We start from the raw sequence: 23874 nt of genomic DNA, 5'->3' as shown, positions 1-23874 counted from the left end.
TGCCGTAGGGGCGCCCCAGCGGGCCCCATGGCAAGTGCGGCACGGAGGGGCTCCTGGTCCCGGGGCGCGACAGCAGCCGTAGCCGCTCAGGACGGGCTCAGATCCAGGTGTCGAGCCACATGCGGGTGAGCCAGCCGGAATACGGAATCGTCTGTCCCGTGTAGATCGGGAAGAAGTAGACGAAGTTCCAGGTGATGAGCAGTACCAGCGTGCCCGCGGCCACCGCACCCCGTGTGCGGCGTGCGGCATCCGCGCCCGGCGGCCCCAGCAGCGCACCCAGCATCATCGTCACGGCCAGGCACAGGTACGGCACGAAGACGACGGCGTAGAAGGAGAAGATCGTCCGGTCCTGGTAAAGGAACCAGGGAAGATAACCCGCACCCACCGCGCACAGCACGGCGCCCGCGCGCCAGTCTCGGCGCAGCGCCCAGCGATGGAACAGGTACACCAGGGCGAAGCACGCCGACCACCACAGCAGCGGCGTGCCCAGGGCGAGGATCGCCTGTGAGCAGCCGGCCGCCGCGTGGCAGCCGTCCGCACCGGGTTTCGGTGACTGGTAATCGAACAGCACAGGACGGCCGAGGACCAGCCAACTCCACGGGTTCGACTCGTATTTGTGCGGGATGTGCAGTCCCACGTTGAACTGGTAGACGCTGTACTCGTAGTGCCACAGGCTGCGCAGCGGGGCCGGGATCCAGGACCACGTGCCGCCACGGCCGTCCGCCCAGTGGCGCCCGTATCCGTTGTCGGACAGGAACCAGCCTGTCCATGTCACCAGGTACGTCACCACGGCAACCGGAACGAGGGACACAGCCGCCCAGCCGAAATCCGCGCGCAGCACCGCACGGTAGGGGTGGCGTGCCCCCGCGACGCGACGGGCGCCCACGTCCCACAGGAGGGTCAGGACGAGGAAGAGCGCCAGGAAGTACAGGCCGTTCCATTTGGTCGAGGCGGCCAGGCCCAGAAAGAAGCCGGCCGCGAGCCGCCAGGGACGTATGCCCGTCCCGGCGCGGTCGCCGGTGTCCTGGTCCGGGCGCCCGTGGCCGTCGTCGCCCACCGGTAGGGCTGCCGCAAGCCGGGCCCGCGCATGGTCCCGGTCGATGAGCAGGCAGCCGAATGCGGCCAGGACGAAGAACATGACGACGACGTCGAGCAGAGCGGTGCGGCTCATCACGTAGTGCAGACCGTCCACCGCCATGAGTGCTCCGGCCAGGCAGCCCAGCAGCGTCGACCGGAACAGGCGTCGTCCTGTGCGGCACAGCATCAGCACCGACAGCGTGCCCAGGACCGCCGTCATGAAGCGCCATCCGAACGGGTCGAGGCCGAACATCCACTCGCCGACCGCGATCACCCACTTGCCCGTCGGCGGATGCGCGACATAGGCCCCCGTGTCGGAGAGCGGGATCACCTGAGGGTCGGCCAGGATCTGCGGGTCGGAGATCTTCCTGTCCGGCCAGGTGCCCTCGTAGCCGAGCCGCAGCACGGACCAGGCGTCCTTGGCGTAGTACGTCTCGTCGAACACAACAGCGTGCGGGCTGCCCAGACGCCAGAAACGCGCCAGCCCGGCAAGGAGTGCCACCAGCAGCGGCCCGCCCCACCCGGACCAGCGAGCCAGTCGGCCCGCCGCCACCGTGGACAGTCCGAGCGTGTGCCACAACCAGGGCTCCGGTTCGGGAAACGGCGCCACCAGGCGCTCGCGCGTGGACGTACGAGGCTGTCCTGCGTACCCGAAGAGACGCAGTCGCCGCTCCCACGAGCTCGGCCGGAGTCGCGCCGCCCTGTGCGGGGAATGGGCAGGCGTGGTCGCGTTCTCACGGGTCACGTGGGCAGCTTTCAACTCGTCGAGAGCGGGACGGGATCACTCGAAGCCGGCGACGGCGCTAGCGGGCCGCCGATGTCCGGGTCGGCATATGGACCGGATCGGCGCTCGAGGGGCGGTTCGGCATCGGCACCGGCCTGGTGGCTGACGTCCTGGTCGGCATCGGCACCTCCTGGGTGGTGGAGGCGGGACGGACCGCCGACGGCATCGGAACCGACTCGGCAGAGGTGACGGGGCGGGGCTGAGGGCGGGTGGGTCCGCCTTGTGCGAACGAGTTCGGCAGGACCATCAGGCCGACTCCGATTCCGGCAACGGCCAGCAGGGATCCGGTGACCGTCCAGACCGTCCGGGCCCCTCGGCGGGCGCGAACGCCTGCTTGGAGCCGACGTCGGTGCCGGTCCTCGTAGGGTGTGTCCTGCCGGCTGTCACGCATCATCCGCGCCAGCTCCTGCTCGAAGTGATCCATGGCTCCCTCTCTCACTCCACCGCCTCGACTTCCTCCGCCAGAAGCAGCCGCAGCCGTGCGACGCCGCGTGCCGTGAGCGAACGAGCGGTACCCACTGGACACCCCAGCGCCTCCGCGACCAGCCGCTCGGGCAGGTCCTGGTAGTAGCGCAACACCACCGCGGCCCGCTGTCGCGCCGGCAGCAACGCCAGCATCGTTTCCAGCCGGGTCCGTTCGTCCACGGCGGCGCTCTCGTCCCTCACCTCTGGCGGGTCGGGCAGTTGGTCCACGGGGCGCTCGCCCCACCAGCGACGCCGTGCGGAGCGTGCCGCGGCACGGGCCAGGACCCTGCGCACATATGCCTCGGGAGCCTGCGCGGCCACTTTCGGCCACGCGAACCACAGCTTGACAAGCGCCTCCTGGAGCAGATCCTCGGCCCGGTGCCGGTCTCCGCCGGTGAGCAGCCGCGCCAGGTGAAGCAACGCCGACCACCGAGCCGCAACGAACCGGTCGAACTCGTCGGCCCGCAACTGCCCCATCAGTGTTGTCCCTTGTTTCAGCACGCCCCTACACCTGCAATAAAGGCACTGGCACCCACCCCGCTATGCACTCCTGGCGTGTGGTCTGGCTCACACCGGACGGGCGCGGGGCGAGCGGGAACAGGAACGCCTTGCCGTCCGCGCTGGGCCGGCGCGACGACAAGGTCCGCTTGGATGTGGGCACTTCGCGCTTGCCGAACTCCCCAGCCGACTGCCGGCGTCCGACTCGCGGGACCGATTCCCGCAATACGAAGACCCCGGTGCCGCTCCCTCGCGGTGGCACCGGGGTCTTCGTCAGCGTGCGGTCAGCAGTTGCGGATGGACCAGACGGGAGTCCAGTTGTAGGCGTGGTTGGTGGAGTCCGGGGTGAACGACTTCAGTACGTTGCCGCTCTGCCCGTAGAAGTACGAGGTCACGCCGCCGGTCTGGGCGTCGTAGTAGTTGCCGGAGCCGTCCCAGCTGGACAGGTAGTACCTGTTGCAGTTGTAGAAGAAGAAGACCTTGTAGTCGGAGGTGGTCGGGTCCCAGACGACGGCGCAGAGGTTGCCGCTGGCGCAGGTGTAGGAGGCGCCCGGCTGAATGTGCGACGTACGGACGGCCGGAGAGGACGTGGGTGTGCTGACGGCTGCGGACCTGGCGGACACCGCCGCGGCGCCGGAAGGCGCTGCGGGCACGATCAGCACCTGTCCGCCCGGAGCGTGTTCCGCGGGCACGGCCGCTTGGGCCGGCGCCGCGGCGAACATGGCCGCCAGCAGGCAGACCAGAGCGCCGATCGCGGCGAGCACGGAGCGTTTGCTGGGCATGTGTGGTTCTCCCTCAGGATGCGGCATACGGGGCTCGCGGGTCCTGGAACGGCCCCGCGTGACCAGGCTGTCGCCCGCCGCCACACCGTCACCACACCTTGAAGGCCTGGCTTAAACGAAGCGATGTGCCAGTCGTCAGAGCTCGGGCGGGACGCCGGAGACGCCGGGGACGCCGGGGATGCCGGCGAGCAGGGCCAGGCCGGTGGGCGTGATGGTGTGCACCACGTACTTGTTCCGGCGCATGCTCAGCAACAGGCCCGCCCGGCGCAGAACCGCCGTGTGCTGGCTCACCGCCGCCGCGGAGATCCCGAACCGCCGTGCGAGCTCACCCGTCGTACGGCCGGTGACGACGTCCTCCAGGATCGCCGCCCTGGTCCGTCCCAGCAGGGCGCCAAGCTCCGAGCCCTGTCCGCCCGCACCGCGCGCCCGCGCCCAGCCCGGGGTGTGCTGGATCGGATGGACCAGGACGGGTGTCAGATCGGCCTGCAGTTCGGCGAGCATGACGGGCCTGTGGTGGCAGAAGAAGGACGGCTGGAGCAGCAGCCCGCGCCCGCCGAGCAGCACGTCGCGGTCGACCGGGTAATCGGCCTCCAGGACGGGCGGCCGCCATCGCAGCAGGGGAGTGAAGCTCGCGAGCAGCCCGTCGGCGCCGCCGTCGAGGACCGCCCGGGTGCGCACGGCGACATCGGCGTGCACCTGCGCCTGGATGTGCGGCCAGTGCGGAGCGAGTGCCCGCCGGTGGTAGGCGTGCAGGGCGGTGCCGAGTCGACGCAGGGCGTCGGCGTCGCCGTCGGCCAGTGCGCGGGTCGCGGCCGGCAGCGGGCGTGACCGTTCGGTGGAGGAGGCAAGGCTGGCCAGATCGTCGCGCAGGACCGTCCGGGGCGTGCTCAGGACCGTGTCGATCGCGTTGTCCAGGGTGGGGGAGCCCCTCAGGGCAGGAGTGAGGAAGTCGGGTGCGTAGCCGCGTGACGGCATCAGCCCGGCGAGCAGCACGTCGGCAGGGCCCCGGCCCGGCCGGACGAGCCGTCGCCACTCCCCGTACGCGAGGGCGCTCGCGTCGGTGGCCAGAACCTGCACGCTGTTGGTGAGTTCCCACAGCGGGTCGGGGGCGGCGGCGACGCGGACGTGCGCGAGGTCTTCGGCGGTGAAGTGCACCCGCAGCATGGGGAGTCTCCGATGGTGGTCGGTCATCGGTGGGCGGGCCGTGCCCCACGACAGTGACGGAGCCCCACGGGTCCGGGCAAGACGGCATTCGGTCACCCGAACCCCACGGGCCTCACGGCACCGACCACCGCATGATCACCCGTCACTCGCTGACCGCGATGTGCTCCTGCGGGCCGCCCCTGACCGGCGTTCGCAGCGTGTCGGCCTGCTCGGTGACCTTCACTTGCGCACCGGGGAAGGTACGCCCTTCACGTGCTGCCGAGCCCCGATTCGCAGGTCATGCGCATTGCTCGTCGAGTCGCCGGCACGCGTGCTCCAGGCGATGTGCTGTGTGTCGGGCTGCCGGCCCGGCAGTAATTCGCTTGCCCGGGCCATGGGTTGACACTGCACTGTGGCCACACACCATGAGTCGTGGTGCCGGTATTTCGAGGAGGCGGCGGCAGCAATGGAGATTCGTTCCGCGACCGAAGAGGACCTTGACGTCTTCGTCGACACGGTCCATGCCGCGTTCGGGCTTTTCCCGGAAACCCCGACCGAGGGCGGCGGGCTCTGGTGGTCGGCGCTCGAAATGGACCGCTGCCTGCTCGCCGTGACCGCGGACGGGCGGCCTGTCGGCACCGCCGCCGCGTACCCCTTCGAGCTCACCCTGCCCGGTGAGACCATTGTCCCGACCCCCGGGGTGACCGCCGTCGGCGTGCTGCCCTCGCACCGGCGCCAGGGCGTGCTCAGCGCGATGATGCGGCATCAGCTCGCCGAGCTTCGGGCCCAAGGGGCGTTCCTCTCCGTGCTGCTGGCCTCCGAGGCCACGATCTACGGCAGGTTCGGCTACGGACCGGCGACCTGCACCGCACAGCTGACGGTGCCGCGCCACAAGGCCGCCCTCGCCGCTCCCCGGGGCCGCGCGGCGGCCGACGTACCGGCGACCGGCTCGGACCACGGCTCGGTCGAAGTACTGCGTCGTACCGAATGCGGAGAGATTCTGGAGGAGGTCTACGACAAGTACCGCCGCGCCCAGCCCGGCGCACTGTCTCGGCCGCACCGTTGGTGGGCCCTGCGCGCGGGGCAGCCTCCGATCTCGCCGGCGCCGCGCTACGTCGCCGTGCACCGGGACGCCGACGGCGTCCCGGACGGGTACGCCAGCTACTCGATCGCGTCCGGCACCCTGACGGTCGACGAGACCATCGTCACCGACGACGCCGTCTTCACGGCCCTGGCCCGGTTCGTACTCGGACACGACCTGGTCTCTCAGGTCGTGTTCAAGAAGGTCCCGCCCGAGCACCCGTTGCGCTGGCAGTTCGCGGACTTCCGCGCCGGCGAGGTGAGCGGCGTCATGGACTGGCTCTGGGTGCGGCTGCTCGACGTCCCGCGTGCGCTGACGGCGCGCGGCTGGTTCACGGACGGTGAGCTCGTCCTCGACATCGACGACCCGTTCCTCGGCGAACACAGCCGCTTCCTGCTGACCGTCCGGGACGGCAAGGCCGACTGTGTCCCCACGGACCGGAATCCCGACCTGTCCCTGGACGTGCGGGACTTGGGCTCCGTCTACCTCGGCGGCACCGCCCCGAGCACGCTCGTACGTGCCGGACACGTCCAGGCCCACCGTCCAGGCGCGGCCGTCCTCGCCGACTCCCTCTTCCGCGCCGACCGCTCCCCGCACTGCCTGCACTGGTTCTGACCGGGCGCTCGCCCGACCCTGCTGCCGCGCCAGGCCGGTGAACCTAGCTGCCCGAGAGGTCCGATGCGGGACGGGTGTACAGGTGTGCTTGCCGTATCCCGGCCTTGCGCAGTTCGTCTGCCACGATGCGCAGTGCGGTGCGGGCCATGTGCGGATACATTCCGCCTTTGCAGTCCATCACCAGGCGGGGGACCGTGTCGTCGACGGCGACGTAGTTGGGGCTGTAGAGGTCGGTGTCGGCCATGAGATCGAGGGCTTCCTCCCGCGGGAGTTCGCGGCCGTCCTCCAGCACGCACGCCACGCGGTGTTGAGCGGCCGTGAGGGCCGCGACCGCGCGGGCCGGATCGGTCGACTCGACGGCTATCTTCCAGCTCTGCTGAAACATGTCGCCTTCCTCGCCACCTCCCAGGATGGGCAGCACGCCCGGGTCCACCGTGATGCCGCCCGGCTCGCTCTCCGAGACGACGGCCCGACTCATCCAGAACGCGCTCTCCTCGGTTTCCAGGCAGGCCTCGGCCACGCGCCAGAGCATCTCCGGGCCGGAACCGCGAACCGCCTCCTCGAACAGGCAGCGTGCGTGATCCCAGTCCCACGATTCCAGGGCCTGGCAACCGCGTGCGAACGCGATCTCGGCAGGTTGATCGACAGGCGGCAGGGAGTCGTCAGGAGTGTCCACAGCCCATACCTACCCACCCAGTTCTGACATACGGTCACTGAACCCCGAATCAGCCGGCAGCGCCGGCACGGATCCGACCGGTCGAGCTCGACTGTCAGAGGGCCCGGTAGGAATGGCCGGGATCGGTGGACGCCGCCTCTGCGAACTCCACGGAATCCGTGTCGCGGATCGACCTTGAGGACGGGGCGGAGCAGGGGAACGCCTCACGCCCGGGGGAAAGGAGCGACCGGAGCGGTGGTGCTGAGCGCGGCGCTTTGCAGCGCCGTGATGCGTTCGATGACGAACGCCAGCAGCACGGCCGCCGCGATCATGAGGGCCTCTGCCGCCACCAGGAGGGTCATCGACCCCGGGGCCGCCTGTTGCGCCACCACGAGCACGAGCGCGTGCGTGGTCCAGGCGCCCCACCACAGGTTCACCAGTGTCGTGTCCCGCTTCTGCTCCCACGACGGGGAGCTCGCGCGCCCGATGTCGAGGACGAACCGGCGAGGGACGAAGAGGTTCACGACCGGAATGAACCATGCGCCGATCATCCAGCCCCGGCTCGGGACCGGGGCCTGGGGGGACAGTTCCTGGGCGTTGTGCCGGGACCGGGCGAGCCACGCGAGGAACAGCACGGTCGCGAGAGTCATCACATAGAGGAAGATCATGGAGATGAAACCCGATTTGTGCGGTGACGCGTCCGACTGGTGCAGGTACTGATCCCGGACCGCCACCACACGGAACGCGTCCGCCGCCGCTGCCGCCGCTATCGCCGTTTGCGCAGAGCGGGCAAGGATCCAGGGAGCTTTGCGGGCGGTACTTGTCATCGTCCGTGGCCTGTCTCGGAGACGTGTGCAGCCGCAGCGGACGCTGGGGCGGAGTGATCATAGGGTCTTCCGCCATACATGCGTGCGACTCTCAGGTTCGCGGTTGTCGGTCGGCGACGTCGGAGTGGTTTGCGGCCGCACGGTTGATCCAGGCGGGCCGCACCGCGTCCTCGGCGGCCGAGACGGCCTCCGGGCAGTGCGGAGAGGAGGTCGAGCCGAACCGTTTCGAGTACCCCGCGTTCGCCTGTGTATGCCACCCGTCGCGGGTCTTTTCGGGGCGGCCGAGATCTCCGTGCCAGGCTTTGGTTGTCCGACGGAACTGAGTTAATCTTCACCGGATTTTCTCATTCGGCCGATCAGTGAACTGCGGAAATACGGTCGCTGAGAGGGCCTTTCAACGGGCCCGGCGCGGGTTCCGAGTCCTCGGGGTGAGGGCTCTTGGGGAGCGGAACGAGGGTGCGCATGAGCAGCAGGACGATCGAAGCTGTCGACCGGGCCCCGGGCGAGCAGGAACTGCGCCAGCTCCTGGCCGGACTGACCGCTGTACGGGACGGAGACTTCGGCACCCGGCTGCCGTCCGACGGCGATGGCCTGCTCGGCGACATCGCCACGGTCTTCAACGGCATGGTGGACCAACTGTCCGTCTTCACCTCCGAAGTGACGCGGGTGGCACGCGAGGTGGGCACCGAGGGCACGCTCGGCGGCCAGGCCGAAGTGCCGGGGGTCTCGGGCACCTGGGCCGACCTGACCGACTCGGTCAACGCCATGGCGGGCAATCTGACCACACAGGTGCGCGACATCGCGCAGGTGGCGACCGCGGTCGCCAAGGGCGACCTGTCGCAGAAGATCGACGTCCCCGCACGTGGCGAGATCCTTCAGCTGAAGGAGACCGTCAACACGATGGTCGACCAGCTCTCCGCCTTCGCCGACGAGGTCACCCGCGTTGCCCGCGAGGTCGGCAGCGAAGGACGACTCGGCGGGCAGGCCCAGGTGCCCGGAGTCGGCGGCGTCTGGCGCGACCTGACCGATTCGGTCAACTTCATGGCGGGCAACCTGACTTCCCAGGTCCGCAACGTCGCCCAGGTGACCACTGCGGTGGCTCAGGGCGACCTTTCCCAGAAGATCACGGTGGATGCCCGTGGTGAGATCCTGGAGTTGAAGAACACCATCAATACGATGGTGGATCAGTTGTCCGGTTTCGCGGACGAGGTCACGCGCGTCGCGCGCGAGGTCGGCACCGAGGGACGGCTCGGCGGACAGGCCGACGTCAAGGGCGTGAAGGGCACCTGGCGCGACCTCACGGACTCCGTGAACTTCATGGGGGGCAACCTCACCGCGCAGGTCCGCAATGTCGCGCAGGTGGCCACGGCGGTGGCTCAGGGCGACCTTTCCCAGAAGATCACGGTGGATGCCCGTGGTGAGATTCTGGAGTTGAAGAACACCATCAATACGATGGTGGATCAGTTGTCCGGTTTCGCGGACGAGGTCACGCGCGTCGCGCGCGAGGTCGGCACCGAGGGCAATCTGGGCGGACAGGCGATCGTCCGGGGCGCGTCCGGGACCTGGAAGGACCTGACGGACAACGTCAACGTGATGGCGTCGAACCTGACCGGCCAGGTCCGCTCGATCGCCCAGGTCGCCACGGCCGTCGCGCGTGGAGACCTGTCCCAGAAGATCACGGTCGAGGCCAAGGGTGAGGTCGCGGCCCTGGCGGACGTCATCAACACGATGGTCGACACGCTCTCCGCGTTCGCCGCCGAGGTCACCCGTGTCGCCCGCGAGGTCGGAACCGAGGGACGCCTCGGCGGCCAGGCTCATGTGCCGAACGTCGCGGGTACGTGGAAGGACCTCACCGACAACGTCAACTCGATGGCCAACAACCTCACCGGCCAGGTCCGCAACATCGCCCTGGTGACGACGGCCGTGGCCAACGGCGACCTGTCGAAGAAGATCGACGTCGACGCCCGTGGCGAGATCCTGGAGCTGAAGACCACCATCAACACGATGGTCGACCAGCTTTCGTCGTTCGCCGCCGAGGTCACCCGCGTCGCCCGCGAGGTCGGCAGCGAGGGCCGGCTCGGCGGACAGGCCGAGGTGGAGGGCGTCGAGGGCACCTGGAAGCGGCTGACGGAGAACGTCAACGAACTCGCCGGGAACCTCACCCGCCAGGTCCGTGCCATCGCCGAAGTGACCAGTGCCGTCGCCGAGGGCGACCTGACCCGCTCGATCACCGTGGAGGCGTCGGGCGAGGTCGCCGACCTCAAGGACAACATCAACTCGATGGTGGAGTCCCTGCGGGAGACCACGCGGGCCAACCAGGAGCAGGACTGGCTGAAGACCAACCTCGCTCGGATCTCCGGCCTGATGCAGGGCCATCGCGACCTGCCCGTCGTCGCCGAGCTCATCATGGACGAGCTCGCACCGCTGGCCTCCGCGCAGTACGGCGCCTTCTACCTCGCCGAGGACACCGCACGCGGTCCCGAGCTGCGGCTCGTGGGCTCGTACGGCTATCCCGACGACACCGACCGGCCCGAGCGCATCCCCGTCGGACGCTCGCTGGTGGGACAGGCCGCGCGCAACCGCCGCCCCATCAGCGTGGAGGAGCTGCCGGCGGGCTATGTGACCATCTCCTCCGGCCTCGGGCAGGCCGTTCCCAGCGCCCTGGTGGTGCTGCCCATCGTGGTCGAGGACCAGGTCCTCGGTGTCATCGAGCTGGGCTCCGTCACCCCCTTCACCCAGATCCACCAGGACTTCCTCGCCCAGCTGATGCCGACCATCGGCGTCAACCTCAACACCATCGTGGCCAACGCCCGCACCGACGAACTGCTGGGGGAGTCCCAGCGGCTCACCGCCCAACTCCAGGCGCGCTCGGAGGAGTTGCAGGTGCAGCAGGACGAACTGCAGCGCTCCAACGCCGAACTGGAGGAGAAGGCCTCCCTGCTGGCCTCGCAGAACAGCGACATCGAGGCCAAGAACCTGGAGATCGAGCAGGCGCGGCAGGAGCTGGAGACGCGCGCACAGCAGCTGGCCCTGGCGTCGAAGTACAAGTCGGAGTTCCTGGCGAACATGAGCCACGAACTGCGCACCCCGCTCAACAGCCTTCTGATCCTGGCCCAGTTGCTGGCACAGAACCCCTCGCGCAACCTCACGCCCAAGCAGGTCGAGTACGCGGGCATCATCCACTCGGCGGGCTCGGACCTGCTGCAGCTGATCAACGACATCCTCGACCTGTCCAAGGTCGAGGCGGGCAAGATGGATGTCACACCGGAGCGGGTTCCGCTGCGCAAGCTCCTTGAGTACGTCGAGGCGACGTTCCGTCCCATGACGACGCAGAAGAGCCTGGACTTCACGGTCGCCACCGCCCCTGGAACGCCCGCCGACCTGCTCACCGACGACTCCCGGCTACGCCAGATCCTGCGCAACCTCCTGTCGAACGCGGTGAAGTTCACCGAACAGGGCGGCGTCGCACTGCGCATCGAACCCGCCGGGGACCGGGAGGTGCCCACGGGCGTTCTTCGGGGCGGTCCCGTCGTGGCCTTCAGGGTGAAGGACACCGGCATCGGCATTCCTCAGCAGCAGCTGGAGACGATCTTCGGAGCCTTCCAGCAGGCGGACGGCACCACCAGCCGCAAGTACGGCGGCACCGGTCTCGGCCTGTCGATCACCCGGGAGATCGCCCATCTGCTGGGCGGCGCCGTCACGGTGGACAGCACGCCCGGTCAGGGCAGTACCTTCACCCTCTACCTCCCCGTGGCACGCGCCGACTTCGAAGAGGTGCTCGACGGCGCCGCCTCGCCGACGGAACACCCCCGGACCACCGGCCGGGAACTCCCGCAGGCCTCCCGGCCGGACGCCGCTTCCCCCGGCGTACCCGTACAGCGCCGACGCCGCCTGCTCGTCGTCGAGGACCGCCCGCGCGGACTGCTGACCCTCGTCGCCGAACGCGCGGTAGCGGACCTCGCGCCCGACGACAACCGGCTCGGGGTGATCGACATCATCACGGCGATCGGGGCACAGGAGGCGGCGACCACGCTGGCCGCCGAGCCCTGCCACTGCGTCGTCCTGGAACTAGGCATGCCCGACGACGAGGGCACGCGTCTGCTGGAGGCCATCGAGGGTGACGCGGCACTGGCCGGCGTGCCCGTGCTGGTGCACACCGGCCACCGCGGGGACCTGGCGCACGAGCAGGCGCTGCGCTCCCGTGCGGACGGCCGCCCGCTGGACTTCCTCTCCAGCCTGGACGAACTGCGCGAACGGATCACCCTGCATCTCTCCGCCGAGGAGCCGGGGGACGTGCTGTCCCTGGTCCGTACCGAGGAGTCCCAGCGCCCGGCCGCGCAGGTCGTCGACGGTGCCTTCCTCGGTCGTACGGTGCTCGTGGTCGACGACGACGCGCGCAACCTCTTCGCGCTGAGCGGGATGCTCGAACTCCACGGCTTCCACGTCCTGCACGCCGACAACGGCCGCAAGGGCATCGAGATGCTGCTCGCCCATCCGGAGATCTCGGTTGTCCTGATGGACGTGATGATGCCGGAGATGGACGGCTACAGCGCCACCGCCGAGATTCGGTCGATGCCCCAGTACGCCGATCTGCCCATCATCGCCGTCACCGCGAAGGCGATGCCCGGCGACCAGGAGAAGAGCCTCGCTTCGGGCGCGAACGACTACGTCACCAAGCCGGTCGACACCAACGACCTCATCGGCCGCGTCCGACGCCGGCTGTCCGTATGACGCGGAGTCACGCCGCCGTGCGTACAAGCCGACCGCGTGATGTCCCTGCATGCCCGAGCCGAGGAACAGGTCAACCGTGAGCGACTCCGACCCGCAGGACGCAGAGGATCCGACGGCGGACACCGGCCTGCTGCCCGACAACCCACCGGCTCTGGTGCCAGTCGCCCGCAGCGGCGGTCAAGCCGGAGCCAGTACGAAAGAAGAGGACAGGGAGGGGCAGCCTTCCCCCGTCGGCAGACTCGCGGCGACGGTGGAGCGACTGCGCCGTGAGGTGCAGACGGCCCAGGCGGAAGCGGACGGGCGCGCCCTGATCGAACTGGCCAAGGGCATCCTCGTCGAGCGGCTCGGGTGCGGGCCGTCGCAGGCGGCACGGCAACTCGCCGAGCTGACCGAACAAGCGGGCGTGACACCCCTCGCATTCGCCGTCGAGGTCATCAACCAGGCCGCGCGTGACCGGGTCTCCGACGTGACGACCGCCTTCCTCACGACCACGGCGGACCACAGCGAAGCCGCCGACCCCCGGGGGACGGGTTCCTTCGCCGTACGGCTGAGGACCGCCGAGAGCGGCGCGCTGGCCGCCCACGACGCCCAGGCCGTGGCCGACTCCCTGCTGGAACACGCTCTGACGCCGCTCGGCGCGGAAGCCGTGGCGATCTGGGCACTGGGCGCGGACGGCTCCCTCAGCCTGGCGGGCAGCGCCGGATTCCCGGCCGCGGAGGCAGCACGCTGGCGGTACGTGCCGCCGGGCGTGGTGACTGTGGCCCGCCGCGGGCTCGGCGAGCGAACGGGGCAGTGGATCGGCAGCCTGTCGGAGACCGGCCTGCCCTCCATCGGCCGGTCCCATCACCCCGACGGGGGCAGGGCCGCCGTACCCGCGGGCACCGGCGGCCGGATCCACGGAGTACTGGAAATCGTCTGGCCCACGCCGCTGGAAGCCCAGCCCCCGCAGATCGTGCGTCAGGTCGAGGCCCTGGCCGAGCTGTGCGCGCACACCCTGGAGACCTACGCCCCGCAGCACCCCGACAGCGATACGCGGCCCGCTGTCCTGCCGGCCACGGCCGAACTGATGGACCTGGCCGACGGACTCCACGACCCGGCGCTGGTGCTCGTCCCGCACCTGGACGCCACCGGCGAGCTGGTCGACTTCCGTATCCACCACGTCAACATCTGCTTCCTCGACCCGGCCGGGCGACCGCGAGGCGCCGTCAACGGAGCCCTGCTCCTGGAGACGTATCCGATGGCCGCCGGTGAGAGCGAACTGTTCGAGCAGATCGAACGCGTCTATGCCACGGGCGAGCCGTTCCGTGCCCGCCGTATGCGGCTCACGGCCCTGGTGGACGACGTCCCGCTCGCCGCGGTCGCCGACATCAGCGCCAGCCGGCACGGTGGCAGTGTCCTCCTCGTCTGGCGCATGGAGGACGAGACGGCACGGCTGGCGAGCCTGCTGCAGCACGCCCAACGCCTCGGCCGCATCGGCGGTTTCGAGGAGAACCTCCTCACCGGCGAGATCACCTGGAACGGCCAGCTCTTCAGCCTCTACGGCAAGCCCTCCGTCAGCGGCCCGGTCCCGCTGGAGGATCTCCCCGCCCACGCCCACCCCGACGACGCCGTCGCCATCGGCAGGTTCCTGCGCACCCTGCTGCACCATCGTCGCCCCGCGTCCGCGGCCTTCAGGCTCCAGCGGCCCGACGGCGTGACCCGGCACATCCGCGTCGTCGCCGAGCCGGTCCTCGACTCCGACGGCCGGCTGTTCGTCGTCCGGGGCGCCTACCAGGACATCTCCGCCCACCACTGGACGGAGGTCGCCCTCGCCGCCACCCGCGACCAACTCGCCCACTCCGAGCAGCAGGCGAGCGAACGCAACAAGCTCACCCTCCAGCTCCAGCACGCGATCATGCCCCCGGCGCAGGCTCCGTTGGAGGCGCCCGGACTGCGCGTGGCCGTCCGCTACCGGCCCGCGGAGACCCAGCACCTGGTCGGCGGCGACTGGTACGACGCAGTGGTGCTGCCGTCCGGGCTGGTGCTGCTCTGTGTGGGAGACATCGCCGGACACGGCATAGAGGCGGCCACCAGCATGGTCGTCCTGCGCAACGCGCTGCGTGGTCTCGCCGTGACCGGCGCAGGACCGGGCCAGTTGCTGTCCTGGCTCAACATGGTGGCCCACCATCTGACCGGAACCGTCACCGCCACGGCGGTCTGCGGCCTGTACGACCCCGACCGCCACACCCTGCGCTGGGCCAGGGCGGGTCATCTGCCGCCCGTCCTGGTACGCGGCAACGAGGCGACGCCGCTGCCCTGGATCACGGGCCTGCTGCTCGGTGCCCTGCCGGAGGCGACGTACGAGGAACACGAGGTCCAACTGGCCGTCGACGACACCTTGCTGATGTACACGGACGGCCTGATCGAACGCCGTGACCGGTCCGTGGAGGAATCGCTGGCCCAGCTTCTGCTGGCCGCGCGCACGGTACCGCCCACGCTCGACCAGCAACTGGACCGCCTGCTCACCTACAGCAAGTCCGATACGGACGACGACACCTGCATTGTGGGAGTCCGGGTGACCTAGGGCGCGTTCAAAAGTGGATCTCGATGCGTCATGGTCCACTTCGTGGCGAGGTGCGATCTGCCGACCACCGTCACTCACGGGAGGGGCCGACGCACGGGAACTGAAGCGCAGTACCACAACATGCTTTGCCGGTTGTGGTGCCGGGTGAGACACTGGCGCGCTGCGGAATCGGCGGAGCATACAGGGGGCGCGATGGGCCAGGCGGTGACCGCAGCAATGCTGCAGGTGGCGGATGTGCACAAGTCGTACGGTCGAGGCGCCAGTGCCGTTCATGCTCTGCGCGGTGTGTCCTTCGAGGTCCCTCAGGGGGAACTCGTAGCTCTCAAGGGACGCTCGGGTTCGGGCAAGACCACTCTGCTCAACATCGTCGGTGGTCTGGACGAGCCGGACAGCGGACGCGTCACCGTCGACGGGCTGCATCTGCGGGACCAGGGTGAGGACGCCCTCCTCGCGCTGCGCCGCGAGCGCATCGGCTTCGTCTTCCAGTCGTTCGGGCTCATTCCCATCCTCACGGCTGCGGAAAATGTGGGCATGCCGCTGCGGCTGCGAAGGGCGGACCCGCGCGAACGGCGGGAGCGCGTCGAGCTGCTGCTGTCCCTCGTTGGTCTCGCGGACCATGCCGCGCAGCGCCCGAGCGAGTTGTCGGGCGGGCAGCGCCAGCGCGTCGCCATCGCCCGCGCCCTGGCCAACAGTCCCTCGATTCTCATCGCCGACGAGCCGACCGGCCAGTTGGACGCGGAGACCGGGCACTCCGTGATGGAACTGCTGCGCGCGGTCGTCCGCAGCGAACAGATCACGGCTCTCGTGGCCACCCACGACAGAACGCTTCTTGACCTCGCAGATCGTGTGCTGGAGCTGAAGGACGGAGAGATCACCGACTCTTAGGACCAGCTGTCTGGATCACACTGCAGACGTCGAGTCCGGCATGCGTTCCCCCAGGGTCTTCTGCTCTGCGGCCTGATCCGCAGGGCAGACCGCTGGAGCGATCGGAGGACCGGGCGCACCGCGTTTCTGCAGACAGTCGACGAGTGTTCCTCCACACAGCCGATGTCCGCGGAACACCGTGCCCTCCGCCCCTCAGGCAGCGCCTCCCCTGGCTGAGGAGTGGGTCCGCCGGACGCGTCTGGCTGGTTTCAGAGCCCCGACTGTTCCGCGGCTGGGCCCTGGCCGTGACCGCCGTTGCGTGTGTCGTCCGGGCGGACGGCGATGTGGTCGGGTTCCAGTTCCAGGGCGACGCGGTCGCGCATCCCCAGGACCCGGGTGTACTCGGCGGGGAGCTGGAGGCGGCCGGCCCGGTCGAGCATGGCGTATTCGCGGGCGACCAGGTTCTCCTGGCCTGTGGCGGAGTCGACTTCGCTGTGGCGCAGGACCTCCGTCGACGTGCGGCCGTCCCGGATGGCGACCGTACGGCGGACCTCACCGGCGACGGACTGATCGTGCGTGACGATCACGATGGTGGTCCCCAACTCCTCGTTGGCGGTGCGGAACGCGGCGAACACCTGCTCTGCGGTGTGGGAGTCGAGTTCGCCGGTGGGCTCGTCGGCGAGCAGGACCGCGGGATCGTTGGCCAGTGCGACCGCGAGGGCGACGCGCTGCTGCTGGCCGCCGGACATCTGGTGCGGCCGACGGTCGCGGCATTCCGCTACGTCCAGCAGGTCCAGGAGTTCCATGGCGCGATCGGCCCTGGTTCGGCGCGAACCTCGTGCGCGGGCCAACTGCAAGGGCAGGGCGACGTTCTGTGCGGCGGTGAGATAGGGCAGGAGGTTGCGGGAGGTCTGCTGCCACACGAAGCCGACGGTCTTGCGACGGTAGGCGAGACGGTCCTTGGAGGACATCGTGACCAGGTCGTGGCCGGCGACGCGGGCCACGCCGGCGCTGGGTTTGTCCAGTCCGGCCAGGATGTTCATGAGGGTGGACTTGCCGCTGCCGGAGGCACCGACCAGGGCCATCAACTCCCCCTTGCGCACGAGGAGATCGAGGCCTTGCAGCGCCTGGACCTCCACGCCGTCGGCGGAGAAGATCCGCACCAGCCGGTCGCAGGTGATCAGGGCGTCGTGACCGTAGACGGCGGCGTTGCGCGCGGCAAGGGCACGGTCGGTGAGCTCGTGGAAGGTCGGGCTGCTGGTCATCGGCTGCTCCTGGGCGGACAGAGGGACACGGGCCGGTGCCGGGGGCGGGGGCTTGGTCTCGGGGTTCTGCTCACTGTCTAGTCGTCACCCATCCTCAGTTCGCGCACCGAGCCACGGCGGCCGGTCCACCAGGCCTGGCCGGCGGGCACACAGACGGCCAGCAGCAGCACGGTGAGCGCCGGAACCGCCAGCGAGAGCGGATCTGTGCGCAGTGCGGCCCCCTCGACGGCGGACGGGGAGGCCAGGGCGATGGCCGTGAGGTCGACGCCGGACGACAGCAGGTGAATGCCGGCCCAACCGGTGAGCAGACCGCCCGCCGCGGCCAGGAACGCCTGCGGGAGGGCTGTGAGGATCAGCAGTCGGCGGCCCTGGGAACGGCTCATGCCCATCGTGCGCAACCGGGCGAGCAGAGCGCTGCGTTCGGGCGCGGTGCGCAGCACGGTCAGGAGGAGCGCGAGAACCGCGTAGCCGGCGCCCGCGGCGACCGCGGCACCGTACAGGCGTTCCGCGCCGGACTGCAGCGGTGAGTCGACGTACCGCGCGCGTTCCTCGATGCGCAGCCGGACGGATGTCGCCGTGCCGTCCGCCGCCGAGCGCAGTGCCCGGCCGTTCAGGGCGTCGCCGGTCAACAGCAGGGTCGTCGTGCGCGCGGTGGTGCGGGGAAGACCGGCGCGGTCCACGATCAGGAAGTCGTCACCGATCACAGCCGCCGTGTGCTCCCGGACCATGACGATCCGGACGGTGACCGAGGTGCCGTCCGGGAGCAGGACGGGGTAGGGGCCGGTGCCGTAGTCCTCGGCCACGCGAGGTGAGGCCAGCGCGGGCAGGGGCCGGTCGGCGCCGGCCGTCGTACCGGCGTCCTCGTGCCGGAGGCTCGCCGCGTCGAACGGTCCCAGTCCCGTGCGCTGAGACAGGTGTGCGTAGGCGTCGGGGTCCACACCGGCCAGCGGTACCGGCTGACTGCCCTCCTGCGGTTTCGCCTCGTTGATGACGCTCGCTTCCGTCATGTTCCGTACGCCGGGCAGTCGGCGGACTCGGTCGGGCAGGCCCTGAGGGAGTTCACCGGTGCTGGTCTCGACACGGCCGTCGGCGCCGACGGCGAGAAGCGCGGCCTGGTCGCGTGCCGCTGTGACCCCCGCCAGGACCGAGCCGCCGAACGCGGCTGTGGTCAGAGCGGTGAGCAGGGCGAGCAGCGGCAGCACCGCGAAGCCGGGGGCGCGGGCCACCTGGGCCAGCGACAGCGGAATCACCAGGCCGCGCATGCGTGTGGTCGCCCTGCTCAGCGCACGCAGCGGCAGGGGGTGAAGGCGTGCCAGCAACAGAGCCGCGACGACGCCCGTCAGCAGCGGGGCGGTGGCCACCAGACCGGTGCTGCCGGATCCCTGCCGACGCAGTGCGGCGACCGCCCCCAACGCGATGACCAGCACGGTCAGTTCGGCCACCGTACGGTGCCGGGACGGCCGGGTGGAGGTGAGGCCCTCCCGGCCGTCGTGCATGCGTACCGTGCGGTGCGCCACCACAGCGCGCAGCGGGAGCGCGACACAGGCGAGCAGAGTGGGGGCGAGGGCGGCGGCGACAGCGGACGCGCTTCGGTCACCTGGCAGGACGAGCAGGGCGACGGTCAGTCCGAGGGCGCCGGCCGGCACGGCCACCACTGCCGTCTCCGCCAGCAGCCGAACGGCGAGGCCGGACAGTGAGGCGCCCCGAGCACGCAGCAGCGTCAGCTCCGCGCGTCGGCGATCGGCTGCCACACCGCTCGCCATGGCCAGGACGATCAGGGCGAGGCTGCCGGTCCCGACGGCGGCGAGGAGAAGCAGCGGGGCGATTCCCGACCGTAGTCCGGCATGGTCTGTGAGGACCTCGTCGAGATTCGTCTGGGCCTCCAGGCGCGGGTCGACGACAGCCCGCAGGCGCTGTACTCCCGGGCCTGACTCAAAGGCGGCGACGGCGGACGCCAGACGGTCGAGATCGTGGCCGCGCAGGGTGGCGACGTCGGGGGCCACCTGCCAGTACCGGTGTGGTTGGCCGGCGGTGGACAGGAGGGCCGGGCCGGCTTCCGGGGCGAGGAGCAGGCCGCCGAGCCAGAAGACCTCTGTCAGCTGGCTGCCGGGCAGGCGGTTCAGCGCGGGGGTGCGCAGCACCGGCAGTGTCGACCAGTAGGCGCCCGCAGGGGTGCGCGGGACGACGATCCCGGTGACCCGGACGGCGAGCGGGGCGCGTACCGGACTTGGCAGGTGGATCACCGAGCCCACCCGGATGTCGAGCGTGCGGGCGGTGTCCGCGGTGACGGCGGCCTCGACCTGCGCGGTCTCCGCGGTCACCGGTTCACCCGTGGTGCGTGGCAACCGGCCCGCGCTGAGCCGGGCGTGGGAGGCGAGATCCTGCTGAGCGGCGAGCAGCAGTTGGGCGGGCATGCCTGCGGGCTGGGGAAGCCAGGGGTCGGACGCCGCCAGGCCGACGGTCGTGCGTACGCCGTACGACGACTGCGCGAGGTCGGGAACGAACGGCGCCTTCGCGGTGGCGAGAACCTCGGCCCGCGCCGCGGCCAGCGGACCGGTGCGCAGGGCGGCCTCCGCCTCCTCGATGGTGTCCGTCCAGGGTGGCGGGGCGTCCACCTGCACGGTCGTCCGGCCGGGAGAGGCCTGCTCGACCGCCCGGCGCAGCCCCGCGTCTCCGTACCGGTCGACGGCACGCGGGTACGCGGCAGCCAGCGCGGCGGTCACGGTCACCAGCAGCGCGAGGGCCACGGACGTGCCGGCGAAGGCCCTCAGACGGGTCCGCAACCCGACCCGTACGTGCGGCGGCACCGCCCTCGTCCCCTCGCTCGGCGGGGGCACCGGCTGCGCGGTCACTGCGTCACCTCGTCCCTGAGAGTCATCACGGGTTTCGCCCGCCGAAGCGCGAGGGCCACGGTCACAAGGGCCGGGCCCGCTGCGAGGGCCGCCAGCAGGGTGGCCAGACGCAGGAGTGGGATTTCGACCAGCACCGGCGGGAGCGGCCGGGTGGCCTGCCCGGTCAGGACGACGAGGGGAACCAGCGCGTACGTCAGCACCGTGCCCAGGGCCGTGCCGACCAACAGCGCCAGGGCCACCAGCACGCCGTGCTCCACGGCGACCAGCCGGGCCAGCCGACGGCGTGGTGTCCCCAGGGCGCGCAGCACGGCGAACTCGCCGTCCCGGACCCGCATCGCGCCTGCCGAGCTCACCGCGAAGCCGAGCGAGGCGAAGAGTACCGTCACCGCGGCCGCCGCGATCAGCGCTGCTTCTGGGGCCGCCCCGAACGGATCGTCGCGCAGCTCCTCCGCCATCTCGTCGCGCACCACCACCTGTTCCGGCTCGACGTCGGGCAGGGCCCGCACGGCAGCTGCCGCGGCACCGGGCGCGGCAGTGCGCAACCACCACTCGGTGGGCGTGAGGCCGGTTCCGTACCGGGCTTCCAACACCCGGTTGACGGCCCGGAGATCGACCAGCAGGGCCCCACCGTCCTGCGCGGTGGTTTCCGTCGTGGGCAGGGCGCTCGCGGTGCGGACAATCCGTACGGGCACGGAACGGCCGTCGAAGGTCACGTCCACGCGCTGGCCCTCGCGCGCACCGGACGCGGTCAGGAACTGGCGGGTGGCGACCGCGACGATCTCGGGCGCCGCGGGCTGGACGACCTTCAGCCGGACCTCCAGAGGCATGGAAGCCGGCGGAACGTCCGGCGGCAGGTATCCGGTGCTGTACGTCATGGTGAGGGGTGCCGTCGACGTGATCCGGGGGCGGGTCGGCCGGGCGCTGTCGTCGGGGGCGAAGGTGACCGAGTCGGTCTGGAACGCGGTCGCCCACCTCGTCGGCAAGGTCAACTGCCGGACGTCACCGTCGCCGGCCGTCGCCGTGAGCGCGCCGAGGACCAGGCGGTGCCGGTGCGCACGGTCGGTCGGCTGCAACGTACTCAGGGTGAGTTCGGTCAGCGCCAACGGGCCCTGGGCGCCGTTCAGATCCGGGGTCAGCGGGTGCGGGCGGCCGTCCGCGGCGAGGTGGCCGGCCGGTATCTCGTAGGAGGTTCCGTAACGGTCCCGCACGGTGAGTGTGGCGTCCGCGCCCGGCCCCGGCCTGGTGCTGTGCAGGGCAGCGGTCAGTGTGAGCCGGGCCGTGCCCTCCGGTATCCCGACGCCTGCGGGCGTTCCGCGCGGCGCGAGCCCGGCGAGCAGCGGACCGTCCGTCAGGTCGTGGCGCGCCAGAACCGCCCCGGCAGCCTCCGCCGTGTCGAGGGCCACCACGGTCGCGGTGCGGCTGCCGGAGAGCGACACGGTGCCACGGACCGCGGGGGCGACCGCGGCAACGTGCGGAAGGTTCGCGTAGGCGTCCGTACGGCCGACACCGCCGCTCCCGGAGGTCATGACGCGCACCTCGGCACCCGCGCGGAAGTCGGCCTGGTCGTCCTGGGAACGGTGCCAGGACGCGCTCTGACCGATCGCGATCACGCCCAACGCCACGGAAATGACCAGGAGGAGCACCGGGCCCGCCCCTCGCATCGGTCGGCGACTGAACTGCCAGCCGACCATGGCCGCGGTGAGGCCGTGCCCGCGGGTCAGCACTCGCTCGCCGACACGCGCCAGCGAGGGCAGCAGCCGCAGCACCAGAACCGTTCCGGCGAGCAGGACCAGAGCGGGCGCCGCCACCAGCAGCGGGTCGACGCCGAGGACCCCCTCACGGTCGGTCGTGACAGCACCGGAGCGCTGGCTTCCGAGCATCCAGAAGGCGACACCGGCCACGGCGATCAACCCGACATCCGCCCCGGCGCGCAGCGATGCGGGCAACGCCCCGGCCCGCACCCCGACAGTGCGCGTGAAGGACGCCCGCCACGCGGGGACAGCCACCGCCAGCGAGCACAGCACAGCCACGCCCACGGCGACCGACCACACCTCGGGCCGGCCCCCGACCGGCACGTCCACGTGCACGCCGGTCCGGCCCAGCGCACCCTGCCCGACCAGCAGCCGCGTCAACGGCCCCGACAGCAGTGGTGCCACCAGCACCGCCGGTAGGGAGATCAGCAGGGACTCCAGCGCGGCCAGGCCCGCCAGCCGTGCCCGGGTGGCACCGCGCGCACGGAGCAACCGGGTCTCGACCACGCGCTCGGAGCTGAGCAACCCGGCGACGAGCAACAGGGCGCAGGCCGCGAGCAGTCCGAGCTGACCGGCGACGATCAGCATGCTGGAACGCGTGACGAGCAGGGAGCGTTCGATGCGGTCCAGCACCTCCGGCAACGCGGTGGCCGCCACGGTCGCACCGCCGAGGGCGGGCCGCTCGCGCAACTGCGCGCTCCCCGAGCGGACAGCCGCGCGCAGCGAGTCGATCCGCTCAGTCGTCAGCGAGGAGTAGTCGGCCGACGCCAGCCAGCCCGACGTGCCGACGCTCACCCGCCCCGACGCCGGCACGCCCGCAGCGGTGAGCAACGGGCCGTACGTCGTGAAGCTCGACGCCTGCACTCCCCGGCCGCCCAGGTCGTCCAACTGCCAGTAGGGTGCCCGGAGGTCCACCGGCCGGTACACGCCGGTGATCAGCACGCGCACCGCGGGGCCGCCCAGCCGGTCGGTGACGGTCAGCCGGGCGCCGGGTGCCACCCCGAGTCGCTGGGCGGCGCTCTGCGGCAGTGCCGCCTCGATGGAGCCGGCTGTCACCGCCGCACGGGGCAGCCGCCCTGCGACGGTCCGCACCTGCGTGCGATCCAGGTCCGCGAATTGTGTGAGGTCCGGGTTCTCGCCCCGCTCTGACGCCGGCCGCAGCGTGGGCGGCAGGGCGTAGGGGCCGGAACGCAGCAGGGTACGCACCCGCACCGGCAGCCCGGCGAAGATGGTCCGGGCCCCCGCCCGCACGGCGTCGTCGGCAGCCTGCCGCTCTTCGGCCGGCACGTCACCCTTGACCACCAAAGCGGCCTCGGCAGCGGTACGTTGCTCGGCGAGCGACCGCCGCAGCGCCGCGTCGCCTATCGCGCCCGAGTAGGCGGTGAGCGCGGCCAGCACGGTCGTGGTCAGCAGCACGGTCAGCAGGGCAGCACCGATAAGCGCGCGGTACACCCACGCCCGCAGTGCGATGAACCGCAACACGCCTGCAGGCACCCCTCGTTCCCCCACCAAACCCCCCGATTCCAACCACACGTACCGGAACGCGATGCGGCGTCGGCAGCGTGCAGGTGCAAGAGGGCATTCTAGGACCGACTTTGGTCGCCTTGTGATCGGTTTTGGCGGGTGCCTTGGCTGTCGGCGCCCTCGCTCCGGCCCTTTGGCCACTGCCGCAACGCCGTCGACCGCCGCAGTCGTGGCGGCGGCGAACACGGACTCTCCCTACGACGAGATGGATGCGGACGACCTGCGCATCGCGATCCTCCACATCCTGGCCGATCCCGACATCAGCGCCGCCCTGCGCACGGCGGCGAACGCGCCTCTGAACGACAACACATCAGAAGCGCTGCGCTACTTCCTTACGGTCGGCCAGTACGAGGCAGCGAGGTCCTTTGAAGACGCGACTGGCGCAACCGTGGGCCGG

The 23874-nt window shown here is 70.7% G+C and carries 13 protein-coding genes and 1 pseudogene; 5 read left to right on the top strand and 9 right to left on the bottom strand.

All coding sequences use genetic code 11. From position 1 onward, the window contains the following. Positions 1-97 precede the first annotated feature (97 nt). From OHN74_RS01550 to OHN74_RS01535, 4 genes are all read right to left on the bottom strand, one after another. Positions 98-1822: a dolichyl-phosphate-mannose--protein mannosyltransferase gene (locus OHN74_RS01550; RefSeq protein WP_443060332.1), complete on the bottom strand. Its 1725-nt coding sequence runs from the start codon at positions 1820-1822 to the stop codon at positions 98-100. A gap of 474 nt (positions 1823-2296) precedes the next feature. Beyond that, positions 2297-2803 carry a SigE family RNA polymerase sigma factor gene (locus tag OHN74_RS01545; protein ID WP_327692668.1) on the bottom strand — a complete coding sequence of 169 codons (507 nt, stop codon included), beginning with the start codon at positions 2801-2803 and terminating at the stop codon, positions 2297-2299. Between the two features lie 305 nt (positions 2804-3108). Continuing rightward, positions 3109-3606: a hypothetical protein gene (locus OHN74_RS01540; protein WP_327692667.1), complete on the bottom strand. Its 498-nt coding sequence runs from the start codon at positions 3604-3606 to the stop codon at positions 3109-3111. Between the two features lie 135 nt (positions 3607-3741). Then, positions 3742-4797 carry an ArsR/SmtB family transcription factor gene (locus OHN74_RS01535; protein ID WP_327692666.1) on the bottom strand — a complete coding sequence of 352 codons (1056 nt, stop codon included), beginning with the start codon at positions 4795-4797 and terminating at the stop codon, positions 3742-3744. 418 nt (positions 4798-5215) lie between these two features. On the opposite strand from OHN74_RS01535, the gene OHN74_RS01530 reads away from it, so the two are divergent. Further along, entirely contained in the window at positions 5216-6445 is a 1230-nt protein-coding gene (locus OHN74_RS01530; RefSeq protein ID WP_327692665.1) for a GNAT family N-acetyltransferase, read from the top strand. A 43-nt stretch (positions 6446-6488) separates the two neighbouring features. Here the strand turns inward: OHN74_RS01530 and OHN74_RS01525 are convergent, their stop codons facing one another. Together OHN74_RS01525 and OHN74_RS01520 are read right to left on the bottom strand one after the other, a co-directional pair. After that, positions 6489-7121: a hypothetical protein gene (locus OHN74_RS01525; RefSeq protein WP_327692664.1), complete on the bottom strand. Its 633-nt coding sequence runs from the start codon at positions 7119-7121 to the stop codon at positions 6489-6491. A gap of 203 nt (positions 7122-7324) precedes the next feature. Beyond that, on the bottom strand, positions 7325-7927 hold the full coding sequence (locus OHN74_RS01520) for a DUF4328 domain-containing protein (RefSeq protein WP_327692663.1): 603 nt from the start codon (positions 7925-7927) through the stop codon (positions 7325-7327). Positions 7928-8389: 462 nt separating this feature from the next. On the opposite strand from OHN74_RS01520, the gene OHN74_RS01515 reads away from it, so the two are divergent. The 3 genes from OHN74_RS01515 (at position 8390) to OHN74_RS01505 (ending at position 16106) form a co-directional block, all read left to right on the top strand. After that, positions 8390-12658, top strand: a complete 4269-nt coding sequence (locus OHN74_RS01515; protein ID WP_327692662.1) for a HAMP domain-containing protein — start codon at positions 8390-8392, stop codon at positions 12656-12658. Positions 12659-12707: 49 nt separating this feature from the next. Next, positions 12708-15221 (top strand): SpoIIE family protein phosphatase, encoded by a 2514-nt coding sequence (locus OHN74_RS01510; protein WP_443060331.1) that lies wholly within the window; start codon positions 12708-12710, stop codon positions 15219-15221. A gap of 192 nt (positions 15222-15413) precedes the next feature. Further along, on the top strand, positions 15414-16106 hold the full coding sequence (locus OHN74_RS01505; RefSeq protein ID WP_327692660.1) for an ABC transporter ATP-binding protein: 693 nt from the start codon (positions 15414-15416) through the stop codon (positions 16104-16106). Positions 16107-16354: 248 nt separating this feature from the next. Here OHN74_RS01505 and OHN74_RS01500 read toward each other — a convergent pair whose 3' ends face one another. The 3 genes from OHN74_RS01500 to OHN74_RS01490 all read right to left on the bottom strand — a co-directional run bounded on the left by OHN74_RS01500 (position 16355) and on the right by OHN74_RS01490 (position 23435). Beyond that, on the bottom strand, positions 16355-17350 hold the full coding sequence (locus tag OHN74_RS01500) for an ABC transporter ATP-binding protein (protein ID WP_327692659.1): 996 nt from the start codon (positions 17348-17350) through the stop codon (positions 16355-16357). Between the two features lie 77 nt (positions 17351-17427). Beyond that, entirely contained in the window at positions 17428-20202 is a 2775-nt protein-coding gene (locus tag OHN74_RS01495; protein ID WP_327692658.1) for an ABC transporter permease, read from the bottom strand. Beyond that, positions 20199-23435 (bottom strand): ABC transporter permease, encoded by a 3237-nt coding sequence (locus tag OHN74_RS01490; RefSeq protein ID WP_327692657.1) that lies wholly within the window; start codon positions 23433-23435, stop codon positions 20199-20201. The genes OHN74_RS01495 and OHN74_RS01490 overlap by 4 nt, the downstream gene beginning before the upstream one ends. Between OHN74_RS01490 and OHN74_RS01485 the strand changes: the two are divergent. Beyond that, a pseudogene (locus OHN74_RS01485) lies at positions 23422-23820 on the top strand (hypothetical protein); the annotation flags it as partial. The gene OHN74_RS01490 and the pseudogene OHN74_RS01485 sit on opposite strands and share 14 nt — an antisense overlap. Positions 23821-23874: the final 54 nt, after the last annotated feature.

This window comes from Streptomyces sp. NBC_00459, assembly GCF_036013955.1.
Classification (GTDB): domain Bacteria; phylum Actinomycetota; class Actinomycetes; order Streptomycetales; family Streptomycetaceae; genus Streptomyces.
This window is presented reverse-complemented; position numbering and strand designations above follow the sequence as displayed.

Excerpts from the sequence above, each read along its gene's own strand:
- OHN74_RS01545 (WP_327692668.1), bottom strand. The coding sequence starts at position 2,803 with ATGGGGCAGTTGCGGGCCGACGAGTTCGACCGGTTCGTTGCGGCTCGG.
- OHN74_RS01540 (WP_327692667.1), bottom strand. The coding sequence starts at position 3,606 with ATGCCCAGCAAACGCTCCGTGCTCGCCGCGATCGGCGCTCTGGTCTGC.
- OHN74_RS01535 (WP_327692666.1), bottom strand. The coding sequence starts at position 4,797 with ATGACCGACCACCATCGGAGACTCCCCATGCTGCGGGTGCACTTCACC.
- OHN74_RS01530 (WP_327692665.1), top strand. The coding sequence starts at position 5,216 with ATGGAGATTCGTTCCGCGACCGAAGAGGACCTTGACGTCTTCGTCGAC.
- OHN74_RS01520 (WP_327692663.1), bottom strand. The coding sequence starts at position 7,927 with ATGACAAGTACCGCCCGCAAAGCTCCCTGGATCCTTGCCCGCTCTGCG.
- OHN74_RS01515 (WP_327692662.1), top strand. The coding sequence starts at position 8,390 with ATGAGCAGCAGGACGATCGAAGCTGTCGACCGGGCCCCGGGCGAGCAG.
- OHN74_RS01510 (WP_443060331.1), top strand. The coding sequence starts at position 12,708 with ATGCCCGAGCCGAGGAACAGGTCAACCGTGAGCGACTCCGACCCGCAG.
- OHN74_RS01505 (WP_327692660.1), top strand. The coding sequence starts at position 15,414 with ATGGGCCAGGCGGTGACCGCAGCAATGCTGCAGGTGGCGGATGTGCAC.
- OHN74_RS01500 (WP_327692659.1), bottom strand. The coding sequence starts at position 17,350 with ATGACCAGCAGCCCGACCTTCCACGAGCTCACCGACCGTGCCCTTGCC.